16 protein-coding genes are annotated in these 16,630 nt (G+C 63.4%); 9 read left to right on the top strand and 7 right to left on the bottom strand.

Going from position 1 to position 16,630, the window contains the following annotated elements:
• Window positions 1-44 precede the first annotated feature (44 nt).
• The 4 genes from B0G80_RS12560 to B0G80_RS12545 form a co-directional block, all read right to left on the bottom strand.
• Window positions 45-827, bottom strand: a complete 783-nt coding sequence (locus tag B0G80_RS12560; RefSeq protein ID WP_116118208.1) for a metal ABC transporter permease — start codon at window positions 825-827, stop codon at window positions 45-47.
• Window positions 820-1,761: an ABC transporter ATP-binding protein gene (locus B0G80_RS12555; RefSeq protein ID WP_116118207.1), complete on the bottom strand. Its 942-nt coding sequence runs from the start codon at window positions 1,759-1,761 to the stop codon at window positions 820-822. The genes B0G80_RS12560 and B0G80_RS12555 overlap by 8 nt, the downstream gene beginning before the upstream one ends.
• Window positions 1,758-2,726 (bottom strand): metal ABC transporter solute-binding protein, encoded by a 969-nt coding sequence (locus B0G80_RS12550; protein WP_116118206.1) that lies wholly within the window; start codon window positions 2,724-2,726, stop codon window positions 1,758-1,760. Before B0G80_RS12550 ends, B0G80_RS12555 begins: the two co-directional genes overlap by 4 nt.
• Window positions 2,727-2,787: 61 nt before the next feature.
• On the bottom strand, window positions 2,788-3,282 hold the full coding sequence (locus tag B0G80_RS12545) for a Fur family transcriptional regulator (protein WP_116118205.1): 495 nt from the start codon (window positions 3,280-3,282) through the stop codon (window positions 2,788-2,790).
• 330 nt (window positions 3,283-3,612) lie between these two features.
• Between B0G80_RS12545 and B0G80_RS12540 the strand changes: the two genes are divergently transcribed.
• From B0G80_RS12540 to B0G80_RS12510, 7 genes are all read left to right on the top strand, one after another.
• Window positions 3,613-4,395, top strand: coding sequence for an L-iditol 2-dehydrogenase (locus B0G80_RS12540; protein WP_116118204.1), 783 nt, complete (start codon window positions 3,613-3,615; stop codon window positions 4,393-4,395).
• A gap of 72 nt (window positions 4,396-4,467) precedes the next feature.
• Window positions 4,468-5,790: a sugar ABC transporter substrate-binding protein gene (locus B0G80_RS12535; protein ID WP_106284109.1), complete on the top strand. Its 1,323-nt coding sequence runs from the start codon at window positions 4,468-4,470 to the stop codon at window positions 5,788-5,790.
• Window positions 5,791-5,940: 150 nt separating this feature from the next.
• Window positions 5,941-6,876: a carbohydrate ABC transporter permease gene (locus B0G80_RS12530; RefSeq protein ID WP_106284110.1), complete on the top strand. Its 936-nt coding sequence runs from the start codon at window positions 5,941-5,943 to the stop codon at window positions 6,874-6,876.
• A 41-nt stretch (window positions 6,877-6,917) separates the two neighbouring features.
• Window positions 6,918-7,751 carry a carbohydrate ABC transporter permease gene (locus B0G80_RS12525; RefSeq protein WP_085966707.1) on the top strand — a complete coding sequence of 278 codons (834 nt, stop codon included), beginning with the start codon at window positions 6,918-6,920 and terminating at the stop codon, window positions 7,749-7,751.
• Entirely contained in the window at window positions 7,748-8,461 is a 714-nt protein-coding gene (locus B0G80_RS12520; protein ID WP_116118203.1) for an HAD family phosphatase, read from the top strand. The genes B0G80_RS12525 and B0G80_RS12520 overlap by 4 nt, the downstream gene beginning before the upstream one ends.
• A gap of 106 nt (window positions 8,462-8,567) precedes the next feature.
• Entirely contained in the window at window positions 8,568-9,677 is a 1,110-nt protein-coding gene (locus B0G80_RS12515) for an ABC transporter ATP-binding protein (protein WP_116118202.1), read from the top strand.
• Between the two features lie 57 nt (window positions 9,678-9,734).
• Window positions 9,735-10,031: a DUF1330 domain-containing protein gene (locus B0G80_RS12510; RefSeq protein WP_106284114.1), complete on the top strand. Its 297-nt coding sequence runs from the start codon at window positions 9,735-9,737 to the stop codon at window positions 10,029-10,031.
• A gap of 25 nt (window positions 10,032-10,056) precedes the next feature.
• Here the strand turns inward: B0G80_RS12510 and B0G80_RS12505 are convergent, their stop codons facing one another.
• From B0G80_RS12505 to dalD, 3 genes are all read right to left on the bottom strand, one after another.
• Window positions 10,057-11,004 (bottom strand): sugar-binding transcriptional regulator, encoded by a 948-nt coding sequence (locus B0G80_RS12505; RefSeq protein WP_116119637.1) that lies wholly within the window; start codon window positions 11,002-11,004, stop codon window positions 10,057-10,059.
• Window positions 11,005-11,094: 90 nt separating this feature from the next.
• The gene (gene xylB / locus B0G80_RS12500) at window positions 11,095-12,576 is read right to left on the bottom strand and encodes a xylulokinase (protein ID WP_116118201.1); all 1,482 of its coding nucleotides are present in this window, start codon (window positions 12,574-12,576) and stop codon (window positions 11,095-11,097) included.
• A gap of 156 nt (window positions 12,577-12,732) precedes the next feature.
• Complete coding sequence (gene dalD, locus B0G80_RS12495) at window positions 12,733-14,145, bottom strand: D-arabinitol 4-dehydrogenase (protein WP_116118200.1); 1,413 nt, start codon at window positions 14,143-14,145, stop codon at window positions 12,733-12,735.
• A gap of 385 nt (window positions 14,146-14,530) precedes the next feature.
• On the opposite strand from dalD, the gene B0G80_RS12490 reads away from it, so the two are divergent.
• Both B0G80_RS12490 and B0G80_RS12485 read left to right on the top strand, forming a co-directional pair.
• On the top strand, window positions 14,531-15,511 hold the full coding sequence (locus B0G80_RS12490) for an AraC family transcriptional regulator (RefSeq protein ID WP_116118199.1): 981 nt from the start codon (window positions 14,531-14,533) through the stop codon (window positions 15,509-15,511).
• 113 nt (window positions 15,512-15,624) lie between these two features.
• Window positions 15,625-16,578: an ABC transporter substrate-binding protein gene (locus B0G80_RS12485; RefSeq protein ID WP_116118198.1), complete on the top strand. Its 954-nt coding sequence runs from the start codon at window positions 15,625-15,627 to the stop codon at window positions 16,576-16,578.
• Window positions 16,579-16,630: the final 52 nt, after the last annotated feature.

The following is a 16,630-nucleotide window of genomic DNA, read 5'->3' as shown; positions in this document are numbered from 1 at the left end:
CGATGGCGGTGTGCAGATACGATGCCGCCATCGTTCCTGAAGACTCAATGCCGTCTCAACAAACTCCCGCCGTACACCATCGCCGACAGCACGGTGATCCAGAAGCTCGTCGGCCAATCGGTGTAGAACGCGAGTGTCAGACCGAGCCACGCCTGCAGCAGCGCGAACACCGCGGCGAGCGCGAGGCCCGCTGAAAGCCGCGTCGTCATGTTTTGCGCGGCGGCGGCCGGGCCGACCATCAGCGTGAACACCAGCAGCACGCCGACAATCTGCGTGCACGCCGCCACGGCGAGCGCGGCGATCGCGAGAAATAGCACGGACACGAGGCGCAACGACACGCCCTTGGCTTCGGCCAGTTCCGGCTGCAACGAAGCGAACAGCAGCGGCCGCATGATCGCCGCGAGCGCCAGCAAGCTCACGACGCCCAAGCCCGCCAGCACGCCGAGCGTCGATGCATTCACGCCGAGCACATTGCCGAACAGCAGCGCCGTGACCTGAGTCGCGTACGCGGTGAAGAAGTGCAGAAACAGCAAGCCGAAACCGAGCGACAGCGAGAGGATCACGCCGATCGCCACATCGCGTCCGGCGAGGCGTTCGCCGAGCGCGCCCATGCCGACGCCCGCCGCCAGCGTGAAGCCGATCATCCCCCAGATCGGCGAGACGCCGATCAGCACCGCGCCGGTCGCGCCGGTGAAGCCGACGTGCGAGAGCGCGTGGCCCGCGAAGGTCTGTCCGCGCATCACCAGAAAGTAACCCACCACGCCGGCCAGCACCGCGACGATCCCCGACGCCGCGAATGCGTTCACCATGAAATCGTATTCAAACATCGTGCTTGTGTCCGTCGCGTGAGTCGTGCTGATGTGAGTGGCCGTGCGCGTGGCCATGCGAATGGGAATGCGAGTGGCTGTGGCCGCCGTTCTCGTCGTGTTCGTGCTCGTGATCGTGCTTTTCCACTTCGACGTCGCCGGACATCACGAAGATGCGGCCATTCACGCGCATCACGTCGATCGGCGAGCCGTAGAGGCGCGACAGGACCGGCCGGGTAATCACTTCGTCGACGGTGCCGAGCGCCGCCACGCCGCTGCCGAGATACAGCACGCGATCGAGCGCGTGCAGCAGCGGATTCAATTCATGCGCAGAAAACAGCACGGCGATACCGAGTTCCTGTTGCACGCGCCGCACCAGTTCAACCACGCTCTTCTGATGATGCGGATCGAGGCTGATCAACGGCTCGTCGAGCAAGAGCAGCTTCGGGTTGCCGAGCAGGCATTGAGCGAGCAACAGCCGCTGACGCTCGCCGCCCGACAGTTCCGACAACGGCCGCTCGGCCAGCTTGCGGCCGCCCACCAGATCCAGCACACGTTCGACATCGGCGCGCGTGGCCGCGTCCGCATGCGGCAAGCCCCAGCGATGGCCGTCGGCGGCCATCGCGACGAAATCGCGGCCGCGCACGCGGCGTCCGGCGAGCGCGCTGCGCGTCTGCGGCATATAGCCGATCGACGAATTGCCGCGTTCGACCGGTTGTCCCAGCACGCGGATCGCGCCTTGAGCGGCAGGCACGAGACCGAGGACGGCGCGCATCAGCGTGGTCTTGCCCGCGCCGTTGGGTCCGAGCACGCCGATGAATTCGCCCTGGTTCACCACGAAGCCGGTGTCGCGCAGAATCGTGCGGTCGCCGAGTTCGAGCGTCACGCGTTCGAGTTCGAGCACGGGCGCGCTGCTGGGCTCGCGCGCTGGCGCGCCGCGGCCAGTCTGGGTCATTGGGTTTTTCCTTTCGCGCCTGAAGCCGCAGCCGCACTTGCGCCGTTCGTATCACCCGAGGCCAGCGCCGTGTCCAGCGCGTCGAGCTGCGTCAGCATCCACGTCTGATAGGTCTTGCCGGCCGGTTCGGTCTCGGTGACGCTCATGGTCGGCACCTTCGATTGCTGCGCGAGCTTCAACATGCGTTTGGTCAGGGCCTCGGTTGCCTGGCTGTTATAGATCAGAACACGGACGCGCTTCTCGCGCAGGTCGCGTTCGAACGCGGCGATATCGGCCGCGCTGGCTTCGGTGTCGTTCATCGTGGCGAGCTGGAAGCGCAGGTTGCGCATGGTCAGGCCCACGGCGTCGGACATGTAGCCGAACACCGGTTCGGTCGCCGTGACCGGCACCCCGGCGTAGCGGCCATGCAGTTCGGCGACTTTGGCGTCGACTGGTTTCAGCGAATCGAGAAACTTCGCGAGGTTCGCATCGTACGCCGACTTGTGCGCCGGGTCAGCCGCGACGAGCGCCTCGCTTACCGCGCGCGCCACTTTCGGCATGGTCGCCGGGTCGTACCAGAGGTGCGGATTGTCGCCGCCTTTCTTGCCGACGAGATCGGCCGCGACGATCGTCACGCGCTTCGCGCCCTTCGACGCCGCCAGCAATTTTGCCATCCACGGATCGTAGTCGGCGCCGTTGTAGACCACAAGGCTTGCATGCTGCAGTGCGCGCGCCGTCTTCGGGCTCGCTTCGAACAGATGCGGGTCCTGCTCCGGATTGCTGAGGATGCTCGTCACGTCGACGCGATCGCCGCCGAGTTGCTGCACCACGTCGCCGTAAAAATTCTCCGCCGCGACCACCGGGATTTTGGCGTCCGCGGCCATCGCGGCGTGGCCGAACGCGACCATGGCGGCGCTTACCGCGACGTACTTCGACAGTTTCAGCGCACGCTGTGCGCCGTTCAACATCGGGCCGAATTTCTTCATTGTTGTGTCCTGCTGCGTGAGGGTTGAATGGATCACTGACGTTAGGAAAAGCGCGCCGGCTCTAGGCCGGCTTTGTGTCGGCCGAAGCACCGCCAGGCCGCGCCGCGCGGGCACATAGCGCGCATAGACCGCTCAGTTCGACCACCTGCCGATGCACTTCAAAGCCATGGGCCGGCGCGCTATGCGACAACTGTTCAGCGAGGTCGTCGCCGGGAATTTCGACGGTGGCGCCGCAGCCGTCGCACATCAGAAACTGGCTGCGATGCGGCACGCCGACTTCGCAGCAGGCCACGAACGCGTTCTTCGATTCGATCCGATGCACGAAGCCATGCGCGAGCAAAAAGTCCAGCGCGCGATACACGGTCGTGGGCGGCACACGGCCGCGTTCCGGTTCGAGCGCATCGAGCAGTTCATAAGCGCCGATCGGCCGCTCGCTCGCGACGATCGCCGCATACACCTGACGACGCAGCGGCGTCAGCGCGAGCCCATGCAACGCGGCATGCGCTTCGGCATGCGCGAGGCGCACGGCATGGTGTTCTGCAGTCGATGTGGCCATCGGCGGAGGCTCCTACGAAATGGCAATCAAGCGAATCGCAACCAAACAGCTTCGAAGCGAAGCGAGGTCGCAATGATATAACGTATCTCGAAATGTTGTCAGCATGGCCGAATGGAAAGCAGATTGGCTGACTGCGAGTTCTCGCACTAGTGTTGATCGGAGCAGGAAAGGGGTGCCGGAGTCCTGCCGCGCTGCACCATCGAAATCTGCTCGGGCGCCTTGACATGGCCCGGTGCGTATCCGATCATCCGATCACTAACAGAGCAATTGTTCGCGTGATGAGCGTTCGCTCACCGCGCCTCAAGAAGCGAAACGAACCGGAGACGAGCAGTGGCGGCACGATTGCAGGACAAGGTGGCCATTCTGACGGGCGCGGCAAGCGGAATCGGTGAAGCCGTGGCGCGGCGATATCTGGACGAAGGCGCGCGCTGCGTGCTGGTCGACGTGAAGCCGGCCGATAGTTTCGGCGACTCGCTGCGTGCGACCCATGGCGATCGCGTGCTGACGGTGCGCGCCGACGTCACGCGCCGCGACGATATCCAGCGCATCGTGGCGAGCGCGCTGGAGCGCTTCGGGCAAATCGACATTCTCTTCAACAACGCGGCGCTCTTCGACATGCGCCCGATCCTCGACGAATCCTGGGACGTATTCGACCGTCTCTTCGCGGTCAACGTGAAGGGCATGTTCTTCCTCATGCAGGCCGTGGCGCAAAAGATGGTCGAGCAGGGCCACGGCGGCAAGATCATCAATATGTCGTCGCAAGCCGGACGGCGCGGCGAGGCGCTCGTGTCGCACTACTGCGCGACCAAGGCGGCGGTGCTCAGCTACACGCAATCCGCGGCATTGGCGCTTGCGCCCCACAAGATCAATGTGAACGGCATCGCGCCGGGTGTCGTCGATACGCCGATGTGGAACGAAGTCGACGCGCTCTTCGCCCGCTATGAAAACCGCCCGCTCGGCGAGAAGAAACGGCTTGTCGGCGAAGCGGTGCCGCTCGGCCGCATGGGCGTGCCGGACGATCTGACCGGCGCCGCCCTGTTCCTCGCGTCGGCGGACGCCGACTACATCACCGCGCAAACCCTGAACGTCGACGGCGGCAACTGGATGAGCTGAGTCCGCGCCGTTCATCGTCAATTTCGTAGAACAAACGCTGCACTACATAACGTACGAGAAAGGAGACAACACATGAAGCCAGCCCTCAAATCCACGCTAAAGGCGGTCAGTGCCGGCGCGGTCGCATGCTTTGCATTGAGCGCGTCGGCGGCGACGGTAACGATCGCCACGCTGAACAATCCGGACATGATCGAGCTGAAGAAGCTCTCGCCCGAATTCGAAAAGGCGAATCCGGACATCAAGCTGAACTGGGTGATTCTCGAAGAAAACGTGCTGCGTCAGCGCGCCACCACCGACATCACGACCGGCAGCGGCCAGTTCGACGTGATGACGATCGGCGCATACGAAACGCCGCAATGGGGCAAGCGCGGCTGGCTCACGCCGCTCACGAATCTGCCCGCTGATTACGATCTGAACGACGTCGTGAAGACGGCCCGCGATGGCCTCTCGAGCGGCGGCCAGTTGTACGCGCTGCCGTTCTACGTCGAAAGCTCGATGACGTATTACCGCAAGGACCTGTTCGAGAAGGCCGGCCTGAAGATGCCCGACCAGCCGACTTACGACCAGATCAAGCAGTTCGCCGACAAGCTCACCGACAAAGCCAACGGCGTTTACGGCATCTGCCTGCGCGGCAAGGCGGGCTGGGGCGAGAACATGGCCTACGGCACGACGGTGGTGAACACCTTCGGCGGCCGCTGGTTCGACGAGAAGTGGAACGCGCAGCTCACCTCGCCGGAATGGAAGAAGGCGATGACCTTCTACGTCGATCTGCTGAAGAAGGACGGCCCTCCGGGAGCGAGTTCGAATGGCTTCAACGAGAACCTCACGCTGATGTCCTCTGGCAAGTGCGGCATGTGGATCGACGCCACGGTGGCAGCCGGCATGCTTTACAACAAGCAGCAATCGCAGATCGCCGACAAGGTCGGTTTCGCCGCGGCGCCGGTCGCGGTCACGCCGAAGGGTTCGCATTGGCTGTGGGCCTGGGCGCTGGCGATTCCGAAGTCGTCGAAGCAGGCTGACTCGGCCAAGAAGTTCATCACGTGGGCCACGTCGAAGCAATACATCGAACTGGTCGCGAAGGACGAAGGCTGGGCTTCGGTGCCGCCGGGAACACGTAAATCCACCTACGCGCGCCCTGAGTACAAGCAGGCAGCACCGTTCGGCGACTTCGTGCTGAAGGCAATCGAAACGGCGGATCCGGAGCACCCGACGCTCAAGCCGGTGCCGTACACCGGTGTGCAGTTCGTCGGGATTCCTGAGTTCCAGTCGTTCGGCACCGTGGTCGGTCAGAGCATCTCCGGCGCGATTGCCGGTCAGATGACGATCGATCAGGCGCTGGCGGCCGGCAACGCCACCGCGGATCGCGCGGTGAAGCAGGCCGGCTACCAGAAGTAAGCCACGGTCGTTACGTGGCACGCGCCGGCTGACGCCAGTCAGCTGGCTTACGCGGCACAGCGGGCCTTGCCGCCACACGTGCGCCGCGACATCGCAGGGTGTCGTCGCGGCTTCGGGCGGCGGTCCGCGCATTACCACAGGTGGTCAATCATGCGTCCTCTGCGCCTACCTATCATGCATGCCCATCCCCAGACAGAAAAAGAACGCGAAATCCGCAAAGCCAATTCCGCCCGCTGGCTAGTCACGCCTTCGGTCGCGGTGCTCGTGCTGTGGATGGCGATTCCGCTCGCGATGACGATCTGGTTTTCGTTCTCGCGCTACAACCTGTTGAATCCGGATCTGAAAGGCTTCGCGGGTTTCGACAACTATAAATACCTTGCCAGCGATCCGTCGTTCGGCCCTTCGATCGGTCACACGCTCGAACTGATCATCTCGGTCCTCGTGATCACGGTGGTGGGCGGCGTGCTGATGGCGATCCTGTTTGACCGCAAGTTCTACGGCCAGGGCGTCGCGCGGTTGCTCGCCATCGCGCCATTCTTCGTGATGCCGACCGTGAGCGCGCTGATCTGGAAGAACATGATTCTGCATCCGGTGTATGGCCTGATCGCGCAGGGCATGCGCGCCATGGGCATGACGCCGATCGACTGGTTCGCGGAATATCCGCTGACAGCCGTGATCATGATTGTCGCGTGGCAGTGGCTGCCGTTTGCTTTCCTGATTCTGTTCACGGCGATCCAGTCGCTCGATCAGGAGCAGAAGGAGGCGGCGCGCATCGACGGCGCGGGGCCGTTCTCGATGTTCTTCTATATCACGCTGCCTCACCTGAAACGGGCGATCGCGGTGGTGGTGATGATGGAGACGATTTTCCTGCTGTCGATTTTCGCCGAAATCTATACGACCACGGGCGGCGGTCCGGGCACCGCGACCACCAACCTGTCGTACCTGATCTATTCGCTGGGCCTGCAACAGTTCGACGTCGGTCTCGCGTCGGCGGGCGGCATTCTCGCTGTCGTGCTGGCCAATATCGTGTCGTTCTTCCTCGTGCGGATGCTCGCGAAGAACCTGAAAGGGGAGTACGAAAAATGAGCCAAGTTGCCTCTACCCCGGTGTCGAACCCGACGACTGCCATGACGGTGCCGGCGAAGTCGCCGTTCGCCGCGATCCGCCGCGGCATTCCTGGCGTGATCGCCTGGCTCGTCGCCCTGCTGCTGTTTTTTCCGATCTTCTGGATGACGATCACCGCGTTCAAGACGGAGCAGCAAGCCTATGCGTCGTCGCTGTTTTTCATCCCGACGCTCGACAGCTTCCGCGAGGTGTTCGCGCGCAGCAATTACTTTTCGTTCGCGTGGAATTCGATACTGATCTCCGCGGGCGTGACGATTCTGTGCCTGATTCTCGCCGTGCCGGCCGCCTATGCGATGGCGTTCTTCCCGACCCGCCGCACGCAGAAGGTTCTGCTGTGGATGCTGTCGACCAAGATGATGCCGTCGGTCGGCGTGCTGGTGCCGATCTATCTGCTGTGGAAAAACAGCGGACTGCTGGATTCGGTGTCGGGTCTCGTGATCGTCTACACGCTGATCAATTTGCCGATCGCAGTGTGGATGTCCTTCACGTACTTCGCCGAAATTCCGCGCGACATTCTCGAAGCCGGACGGATCGACGGCGCCGCGACGTGGCAGGAAATCGTCTATCTGCTAATGCCGATGTCGCTGCCGGGCCTGGCCTCGACGGCGCTGCTGCTCGTGATCCTGTCGTGGAACGAGGCGTTCTGGAGTATCAACCTGTCGAGTTCGAATGCCGCGCCGCTGACGGTGTTCATTGCTTCGTATTCGAGTCCTGAAGGCCTCTTCTGGGCCAAGCTGTCCGCCGCTTCGCTGCTGGCGGTGGCGCCGATCCTGATCGTCGGCTGGCTGTCGCAGAAGCAACTGGTGCGCGGCCTTACCTTCGGGGCGGTCAAATGACGGCAGGCACGAGTGGAAGCACGCTCGCCGGCAATTTCGCGCTGATCTGCGATTGCGACGGCGTGCTGATCGACAGTGAAGCCGTGGCGGCGCGCATGCTGGTGCACGAACTCGAAGCGCGCTGGCCCGACACCGACGTCGAACCGGTCGTCATGCCGCTGCTCGGACTGCGCATCGAGAAAGTGCTGCAAGGCACCGCGGCGCAGCTCGGCAAGAGCCTCAGTGTCGAGGACATCGATTCGATCCGCCAGGCAGTGGAAGCGGCGGCGATGCAGGCGCCAACGGTCGAAGGCATCGAAGCCGCGCTGGCTCAGGTGCCGCTCACCAAAGGCTGCGCGAGCAACAGCTTTCGCCCGTATGTGGAGACGGTGCTGACGCGCACGGGTCTGGTGAGATTTTTCGGCGACCGCCTGTTCTGCGCCGACGCGGTGCCGAATCCGAAGCCCGCGCCCGACGTTTATCTGGCGGCGGCCAAGGGCCTCGGACTCGCGCCTTCGGCGTGCCTCGTGGTGGAGGACAGCGTCACCGGCGTGACTGCGGCCACGGCGGCGGGCATGACGGTGCTCGGCTTCATCGGCGGCGGTCATGCGAGCGATGCGCAGATCGACAAGCTGCATGCGGCCGGCGCGCGTCACGTGTTCGACGACATGCAGCAGTTGCCGGAACTGGTCGCGCAATGGACGCTGAGTGCAACGGCGGCCGCGCCATAAGCAGCGGCATGGAAAGCGAATCAAATGTAGCCGCCTGAGCGTCACAAACAACTCAGGCAACCGAAACATCGGACAAGCAACACACAGCATTACACGGAGACACATCATGGCAAGCGTAACTCTGCGCAACATCAGGAAGGCGTACGACGAAAACGAAGTGATGCGCGACATCAACCTCGATATCGCGGACGGCGAGTTCGTCGTGTTCGTGGGCCCGAGCGGTTGCGGTAAATCGACGCTGATGCGGATGATCGCCGGCCTCGAAGATATCAGCGGCGGCGATCTGACCATCGACGGCATGCGTGTGAACGACGTGGCGCCCGCCAAGCGCGGCATCGCGATGGTGTTCCAGTCGTACGCGCTGTATCCGCACATGACGCTATACGACAACATGGCCTTCGGCCTGAAGCTCGCCGGCACCAAGAAGCCGGAGATCGACGCGGCAGTGCGCAACGCCGCGAAGATCCTGCACATCGACCATCTGCTTGATCGCAAGCCGAAGCAGTTGTCCGGCGGCCAGCGTCAGCGCGTGGCGATCGGCCGCGCGATTACGCGCAAGCCGAAGGTGTTCCTGTTCGACGAACCGCTGTCGAATCTCGACGCCGCCTTGCGCGTGAAAATGCGCCTCGAATTCGCGCGTCTGCATGACGAACTGAAGACCACGATGATCTACGTGACGCACGATCAGGTCGAGGCCATGACGCTGGCGGACAAGATCGTGGTGCTGTCGGCGGGCAATCTGGAGCAGGTCGGCAGCCCGACCATGCTGTATCACGCGCCGGCCAACCGTTTCGTCGCGGGATTCATCGGTTCGCCGAAGATGAACTTCATGGAAGGCGTGGTGCAATCGGTTACGCACGACGGCGTCACGGTGCGCTACGAGACCGGCGAGACCCAGCGCGTCGCAGTGGAACCGGCCGCGGTGAAGCAGGGCGACAAGGTGACGGTCGGCATTCGCCCCGAGCACTTGCACGTAGGCATGGCTGAAGACGGCATCTCGGCCCGAACCATGGCGATCGAATCGCTCGGTGACGCCGCGTATCTGTACGCGGAATCGAGCGTCGCGCCGGACGGACTGATCGCGCGCATTCCGCCGCTCGAACGTCATACCAAGGGTGAGACGCAAAAACTCGGCGCCACGCCGGAGCACTGCCATTTGTTCGACAGCGCGGGGAAAGCATTCCAGCGTAAGATCGTCGAAGTGCTGGCCGCGTAATGATTGGGAAAGCGGCGGGCGCGCCGCTTTCCTTTCAATCACGCTCCGGAAACGTTCATGGCCGCCTACGTTGTCATTACGCGCGAGAAAACGCTCGACCCCGCCAAACTGGATGAATACAAACAGGTTGCGCCTGCAACCTTCGAGCAACATCCGGTGATGATGCTGGCGAGCCACGGCCGCAAGGAAGTGGTGGAGGGTCCGCCGATCGACGAAATCCTGATCCTCGAATTCGCCAGCTACGACGAAGCCATTGCCTGGTATCGCAGCCCGGAGTATCAGGCCGTCAGCGAGACGCGTCTGCAGGGCGGGGAATATCGAATCATCATCACCGAAGGGCTGACGGCGATGTAGCGTGGCATGGGCTCAGACCGTCCGCTTACGCCTCGAGCGCGGCTCTCGCGCATGATTCGTCGGTCACGAGGCCCGACAGCCAGCCGCCTTTCAGCACGGCAATCAGCGCTTCATGCTTGCGCTGCCCGCCGGCGAAGCCGATGGTCGGGCGCTGCGGCGGCGAGTCGAGCGCGATGCTTGTCACGCGCCGGCCGGTAGGCGATTCGACGTGCGCGCCCGCGGCGTCGATAGGCAGTCCGAGCATCTCCGCCACCGCGCCGTTCTGCATCAACTCCTTCACTTCGGCCGACGTAATGAAGCCGTCTTCGTGCAGCGGACATTTCGGCCCGATATTGCCGATGCCGACGAACGCCACATCGGCCTGCGCCGACAACGACTCGACGATCCGATATAAACGGTGATTGCACCACTGCGCGCGCTCAGCTTCGCTATCGGCGAGCAGTGGGGCGGGCAGCAGAAAATGCTTGCCGCCCGTCTTCTCCGAAATGTGCAGCGCGACGTCATAGCGGTTCGAGGAGCCGTCCTGGGCGATCGCCCCGACCATCGATACCAGCCGGTGCTGCGGACGGTCCAGTTGCGCGATCTGATCGACGGCGGCCTTCAGCGTGCGGCCGCTGCTCACCGCGACCACCATCGGTTTTTCCTCGCCGAGGTAGCGCTCCATCACTTGCGCGCCGGCGACTGCGAGTTTGCGGTCGACTTCCTCGGACGTATCGCTGTCGATCGGCACCACTTCGCACATGCTCAGGCCGTAGCGTTTCGACAGTTGATCGGCGAGCGCGAGACAGTCAGCCAGTTTGTGATCGACGCGCACACGAATCAGATTCTTCTCCACCGCGAAAGCAACGAGCCGTTGCGCGACCGGGCGCGACACCTGGAGCTTCTCAGCAATTTCGTTCTGGGTATTGCCGGCAACGTAGTAGAGCCACGCAGCGCGGGTAGCGAGATCTAATTTTTCTGTGGACTTGGGCACGGTGACGGTTCGCTTGAAGTGCGCCGATGATAGCAGCCGGTCTGCGCGCTTCAACCAACCCAGGCGCGCAAACCGGCTGCGGATAGCCGGTCAGGCAAGCGGTTGCCGCGCGGGGTCGAACAGCGGCCGTACGTGGCGGTAAAGCGCGCGATAGGCTTCGAGCCGCGCGCGCAGTTCGGCATGGCGGCGCGGGTTGGGCGTGAACTCCTTGGCGATAGGCGGCTTGGTCAGCACGGTGGCCGGATCGCCACCGGCGGCGAGCCAACCGAGGCGTGCCGCGCCGAGCGCCGCGCCGGTTTCGCCACCGCCGTGCTTGCGCGTGGCGGTGTCGAGCGCGTCGGCGAGCAACTGGGCCCAGTAGTCGCTGCGGGCGCCGCCGCCGAGCAGGGACAGCGCCTTCGCTTCGGTGCCGGCCGCGCGCAGCGCGTCGAGGCCGTCAGTGAGCGCAAGCGTGACGCCTTCGAGCACCGCGTAGCCGAGCAACGCGCGATCCGTTGCATGCGTCATGCCGAAAAACACGCCTTGCGCGTACGGGTCGTTGTGCGGCGTACGTTCGCCCGACAGATAGGGCAGGAAGAGCGGTGCGGTGTTCAATGCATCTGCGGGCAGCGCCTCGATTTCGGCGAGCAGAGTCGGCTCGTCGGTGGAGGTGAGCTTGCAGACCCAGCGCAGGCAACTCGCGGCGGAGAGCACCACGCTCATCTGATGCCAGCGATCAGGAATCGCGTGACAGAACGCGTGCACGGCGGAGGCCGGATTCGGCCGGAAGCTGTCGCCGACCACGCACAGCACGCCCGACGTGCCGAGCGAGACGAAGCCGTCGCCGGGTTGCGTCGCGCCGATGCCGATCGCGCTGGTGGCGTTGTCGCCGCCGCCGGCCGCGACGATCACGCCGTCGCTCAGGCCGAATTCACGCGCGACCGAGGGCAGCAGCGTGCCGGACGGCTCGCTGCCTTCGGCGAGGCTCGGCATTTGCGCGCGCGTCATGTTGCAGGCCGCGAGCAGCGAGTCCGACCAGTCGCGTTTGGCGACATCGAGCCACAGCGTGCCGGCCGCATCGGACGGATCGGACACCTTGCCGCCGGTCAGTTGCAGGCGCAAGTAATCCTTCGGCAGTAACACGCAGGCGGTCTGCGCAAAAATCTCGGGCTCGTGACGCGCGACCCACAGCAGCTTCGGCGCGGTGAAACCGGGCATGGCGAGATTGCCGGCCACGCTGTGCAACTCCGGCGCGCGCTCGGTCAGCTCCGCGCACTCCTTGTCGCTGCGCATGTCGTTCCACAGGATCGCGGGACGCAGCACGCGGTCCTGCGCATCCAGCAGCACGGCGCCGTGCATCTGGCCCGACAGGCCGATGCCGCGAATCTGCGCGAACTCGTCGGGATACTTCGCGCGCAATGCTGCAAGCGCCGTACGCGTGCCGGCCCACCAATCTTCGGGATTCTGCTCGGCCCAGCGCTGATGCGGACGCGAAACGGTAAACGGTGAGCCTGCGGTGCCGATTACGCGTCCGTCGGAGGCGAGCAGCAGGACTTTCACTTCGGACGTGCCGAGGTCGATGCCGAGATACATGGGCGCGGAACCTTCGTCGTTGGAGATGCGCTACTTTAGCCGCACATGGCGCGCGGTGCCATGCGCATTAAGCCTGGCTAAGCCTGGCTTGGCGTGGCACCCGCGCGCTTCGATGCCGCGCGGTGCGCGGCGCTTCTGAATCATCAAGTCAGGCGTTCAAACCGCGCCGCGTTTGGCGAGCCATACGTCGACGCGCGCCAGGGCGCCTTCCAGCGCCGATTCCAGCTCCGGCGTTTGCGCCATGCCGCCCCACAGCAGCCGGTCGGCGGCGAACGCTTTCAATGGATCGGGCGCCTCGAAGAAGGCCCGCGCGACGCGCTCATCCATCACGCCGTCCTGGTACGCGTAGGGCAACTCGCCGGCGTTCCAGCGATCGAGAAAACGGAAGAACAGGGCCGGCAACATGGCAGTCGCCGCGGGCGTGACGCCGCGCTCGAAGCACTCCGACAACGTCGGCGCGATAAAGCCCGGCAGCTTTGAAAAGCCGTCTGCCGCGACGCGCTGGTTCGTGTCCTGGATATACGGATTGCTGAAGCGTTCGAGCACGACATCGCGATAGCGTTCGAGATCGAGCGGACTTGGCGTGAGGCACGGAATCACGTCTTCAGTCACGTACTCGTAGGCGAATTTGTTGATGTCCGCGTCGAGCGTGCCTTCGTGAATGTAGTTCAGCCCGACCAGCGTACCCGCCCACGCGATGCAGCTATGCGTCGCGTTGAGAATGCGGATCTTCGCCTCTTCATACGGCATCACCGAGTCGACCAGTTCCGCGCCGACCTTTTCCCATGCCGGTCGTCCCGCGATGAAGTTGTCTTCGATCACCCATTGGATGAAGGCTTCGCCCATCACCGGAGCGGCGTCGTCGACACCGGTCGCCGCTTTGACGCGTTCACGCACGTCCGGCGTGGGACGCGGCGTGATGCGATCGACCATCGAGCTTGGACTGGCGGTGTTGTCGTCGAACCATTGCGCCAGTTCGATCGCGCCGCGCCGTTCGAGAAACTCGCTCATGCCGGCATGGAAGCGCTCGCCGTTGCTGCGCAGGTTGTCGCAAGTCTGCAGCGTGACGGGGCCCGCGCCGCCTTTCATGCGCGCGTCGAGAATCGCGGCCAGCGCGCCGTAAATGGTGGTGTGGCCGCCTTTGAGGTCGGCCGCGAGATCGGGGTTGGCGGTGTCGAGTTCGTCCTGCTCGTCGAGGTAATAGCCGCCTTCGGTGACCGTGAACGCAATGATCTTGCAGGCCGGATCGGCGCCCGCTTCGATCAGCGCATCGAGGCTTTCGGTCCACGGCACGACGCGCTCGATCGAGCGAATCGTCTCGTATGCGCGCTCGCCTTGGGGCGTGACGGTCTCGAGCGTATAGACGCCGTTTTGCGCGGCGAGCGCTTCGAGCACCGCGTTCATATCGCTGCGGATATTGCCGACCGTGAGCGACCAGTGCGGCTCGCCAGGCACCTTGGCCTCGTTCAACCGATGGAGATACCACGCCTGATGCGCGCGATGAAACGATCCCGCCCCGATGTGCAGGATCACGTGTGCGGCCGCGCCGCTGTCTTGCCCGCTGTTCATGTGCGTCTCCTGAATGTCCTTGCTCGCACCGCTCGTAGCGTGCGTTTCTTCTCGAGATGGAGCATTTGCTCTGTATGTGAGCGAATGATCGTACCCGGCGAAACGAAAGTCAAGGCGACCGGATACGGTTTTTTGTGGCGCAGCGCCGCGCTGCGGGGCTTTTCGGCGTGACTTGCGATGCGCCGTGGCGTGATGGCGGCGAGTTGCGGCGCGTATTGCATTGCATCAAATTTGACATTGAGCGGGCCAGGACTAACCCGAATGCAAAAAAGTATTGGTCCGCGGTCTCATTTTTAGTGGTGGATCACGCGCGAGAAGACTACTTTTCGCTATACAAGACGAAAGACCAGCGGCGCCTCAAGTGGCCGCTTCATGGAGACAGACAGTGCAACCCGATCTCGAACTCGTGGCCGTACGTCGTGACGAATCGTTCAAAGTATGGTCGCACGGCTATCCGTACCGTACGGTGCGCTGGCACTTTCATCCGGAATACGAAATTCATCTGATCGTGGCGACGACCGGCAAGATGTTCGTCGGCGATCACATCAGCAGCTACACACCCGGCAACCTCGTGTTGATGGGGCCGAACCTGCCGCACAACTGGGTAAGCGACGTGCCGGAAGGCGAGACGATCGCACAGCGCAATCTGGTCGTGCAGTTCGGGCAGGAGTTCGTGTCGAGCTGCATCGACAGTTTTCCGGAGTGGCGTCAGGTCGAAGCGCTGCTTGCCGATTCGCGCCGCGGCATCTCGTTCGGCGCGCAAACGAGCGCGGCGATCCAGCCGTTATTCCTCGAATTGCTGGCGGCGCGCGGACTGCGCCGGTTGGTTCTGTTCATGTCGATGCTCGAAATTTTGATGAACGCCGAGGACCGCGAGACGCTTGCGAGCCCCGCTTATCAGGCCGATCCCACCAGTTTCGCGTCAACGCGCATCAATCACGTGCTCTCGTATATCGGCAAAAACCTCGCGAACGAATTGCGCGAGTCGGACCTGGCGCAACTCGCGGGCCAGAGCGTCAGTGCGTTCTCGCGTTATTTCCGCCGCCATACGGGGTTGCCGTTCGTGCAGTACGTGAACCGCATGCGCATCAACCTCGCGTGCCAACTGCTCACTGACGACGATCTGAGCGTCACCGAAATCTGTTTCAAGGCGGGCTTTAACAATCTGTCGAATTTCAACCGGCAGTTTCTCGCGGTGAAGGGCATGGCGCCTTCGAAATTCCGCCACTATCAGCAGCTGAACGACGCGAGCCGCGACGCCTCCGAAGAGGCCGCGGCACGCGGTGTAGGCATCGACGACGCGCCCGCCATCGTGCTCGCGCCAGGTTTGCCGCGCAGGGCCGCCGCCGCTTATCCACCGACGTAGTCCCAGGCCCAGGCTTCCCGCCGAAGCGTTTTATTTCACCTGCGTTTCAACACGTATCGCGCTGCCTCACGGCAGCGTGAGGGACGTGCTCACTTTTAATAATGGAGACAACCATGACGCAATCCCTTTCGAAACCGACTTCGTTGAAGACTTTCGCACGCAGCACGGCGGCACTGGCGACCCTCGCCTTCGGCTTGTCGCTGATCGCCGCGCCGGCCGCGCAGGCCGCGCCGCTGAAAATCGGCATGACGTTTCAGGAGCTGAACAATCCGTACTTCGTGACGATGCAAAAAGCGCTGAACGATGCGGCGGCTTCGATCGGCGCGACGGTGGTCGTCACGGACGCACACCACGATGTCAGCAAGCAGGTCAGCGACGTGGAAGACATGCTGCAGAAGAAGATCGACATCCTGCTCGTGAATCCGACTGACTCGACCGGCATCCAGTCGGCGGTGACCTCGGCAAAGAAGGCGGGCGTGGTGGTGGTCGCCGTGGATGCGAACGCCAACGGTCCGGTCGATTCGTTCGTCGGTTCGAAGAACTATGACGCCGGCGAAATGGCTTGCGAGTATTTGGCCAAGTCGATCGGCGGCAGCGGCGAAGTGGCGATTCTCGACGGCATTCCCGTCGTGCCGATTCTCGAACGCGTGCGCGGCTGCAAGGCGGCGCTCGCGAAAGCGCCGGGCGTGAAGCTCGTGGATACGCAGAACGGCAAGCAGGAACGCGCGACCGCGTTGTCCGTCACCGAGAACATGATTCAGGCGCATCCGAACCTGAAGGGCGTGTTCAGCGTGAACGACGGCGGTTCGATGGGCGCGCTCTCGGCGATCGAATCGTCGGGCAAGGACATCAAGCTGACCAGCGTCGACGGTGCGCCGGAAGCGATCGCCGCGATCCAGAAGCCGAACTCGAAGTTCGTCGAAACGTCCGCGCAATTCCCGGCTGACCAGGTACGCATTGCACTCGGCATCGCGCTCGCGAAGAAGTGGGGCGCCAATGTGCCGAAGACCATTCCGGTCGACGTAAAGATGATCGACAAGAGCAATGCCAAGGGCTTCAGCTGGTAAGCCGAATGTCCATTGCCGCGCTGAGCGGAAAGCGCGGCAACGGACAGCAGAG

The organism is Paraburkholderia sp. BL6669N2 (assembly GCF_003387275.1).
In the GTDB taxonomy this organism is placed as follows: domain Bacteria; phylum Pseudomonadota; class Gammaproteobacteria; order Burkholderiales; family Burkholderiaceae; genus Paraburkholderia.
Note: the sequence above shows the minus strand (reverse complement) of the source record. Positions and strands in the feature narration are given on the sequence as shown.

Coding starts and splice junctions, on each gene's coding strand:
- B0G80_RS12560 (WP_116118208.1), bottom strand. CDS start 827: ATGTTTGAATACGATTTCATGGTGAACGCATTCGCGGCGTCGGGGATC.
- B0G80_RS12555 (WP_116118207.1), bottom strand. CDS start 1,761: ATGACCCAGACTGGCCGCGGCGCGCCAGCGCGCGAGCCCAGCAGCGCG.
- B0G80_RS12550 (WP_116118206.1), bottom strand. CDS start 2,726: ATGAAGAAATTCGGCCCGATGTTGAACGGCGCACAGCGTGCGCTGAAA.
- B0G80_RS12545 (WP_116118205.1), bottom strand. CDS start 3,282: ATGGCCACATCGACTGCAGAACACCATGCCGTGCGCCTCGCGCATGCC.
- B0G80_RS12535 (WP_106284109.1), top strand. CDS start 4,468: ATGAAGCCAGCCCTCAAATCCACGCTAAAGGCGGTCAGTGCCGGCGCG.
- B0G80_RS12530 (WP_106284110.1), top strand. CDS start 5,941: ATGCGTCCTCTGCGCCTACCTATCATGCATGCCCATCCCCAGACAGAA.
- B0G80_RS12525 (WP_085966707.1), top strand. CDS start 6,918: ATGACGGTGCCGGCGAAGTCGCCGTTCGCCGCGATCCGCCGCGGCATT.
- B0G80_RS12520 (WP_116118203.1), top strand. CDS start 7,748: ATGACGGCAGGCACGAGTGGAAGCACGCTCGCCGGCAATTTCGCGCTG.
- B0G80_RS12515 (WP_116118202.1), top strand. CDS start 8,568: ATGGCAAGCGTAACTCTGCGCAACATCAGGAAGGCGTACGACGAAAAC.
- B0G80_RS12510 (WP_106284114.1), top strand. CDS start 9,735: ATGGCCGCCTACGTTGTCATTACGCGCGAGAAAACGCTCGACCCCGCC.
- xylB (WP_116118201.1), bottom strand. CDS start 12,576: ATGTATCTCGGCATCGACCTCGGCACGTCCGAAGTGAAAGTCCTGCTG.
- dalD (WP_116118200.1), bottom strand. CDS start 14,145: ATGAACAGCGGGCAAGACAGCGGCGCGGCCGCACACGTGATCCTGCAC.
- B0G80_RS12485 (WP_116118198.1), top strand. CDS start 15,625: ATGACGCAATCCCTTTCGAAACCGACTTCGTTGAAGACTTTCGCACGC.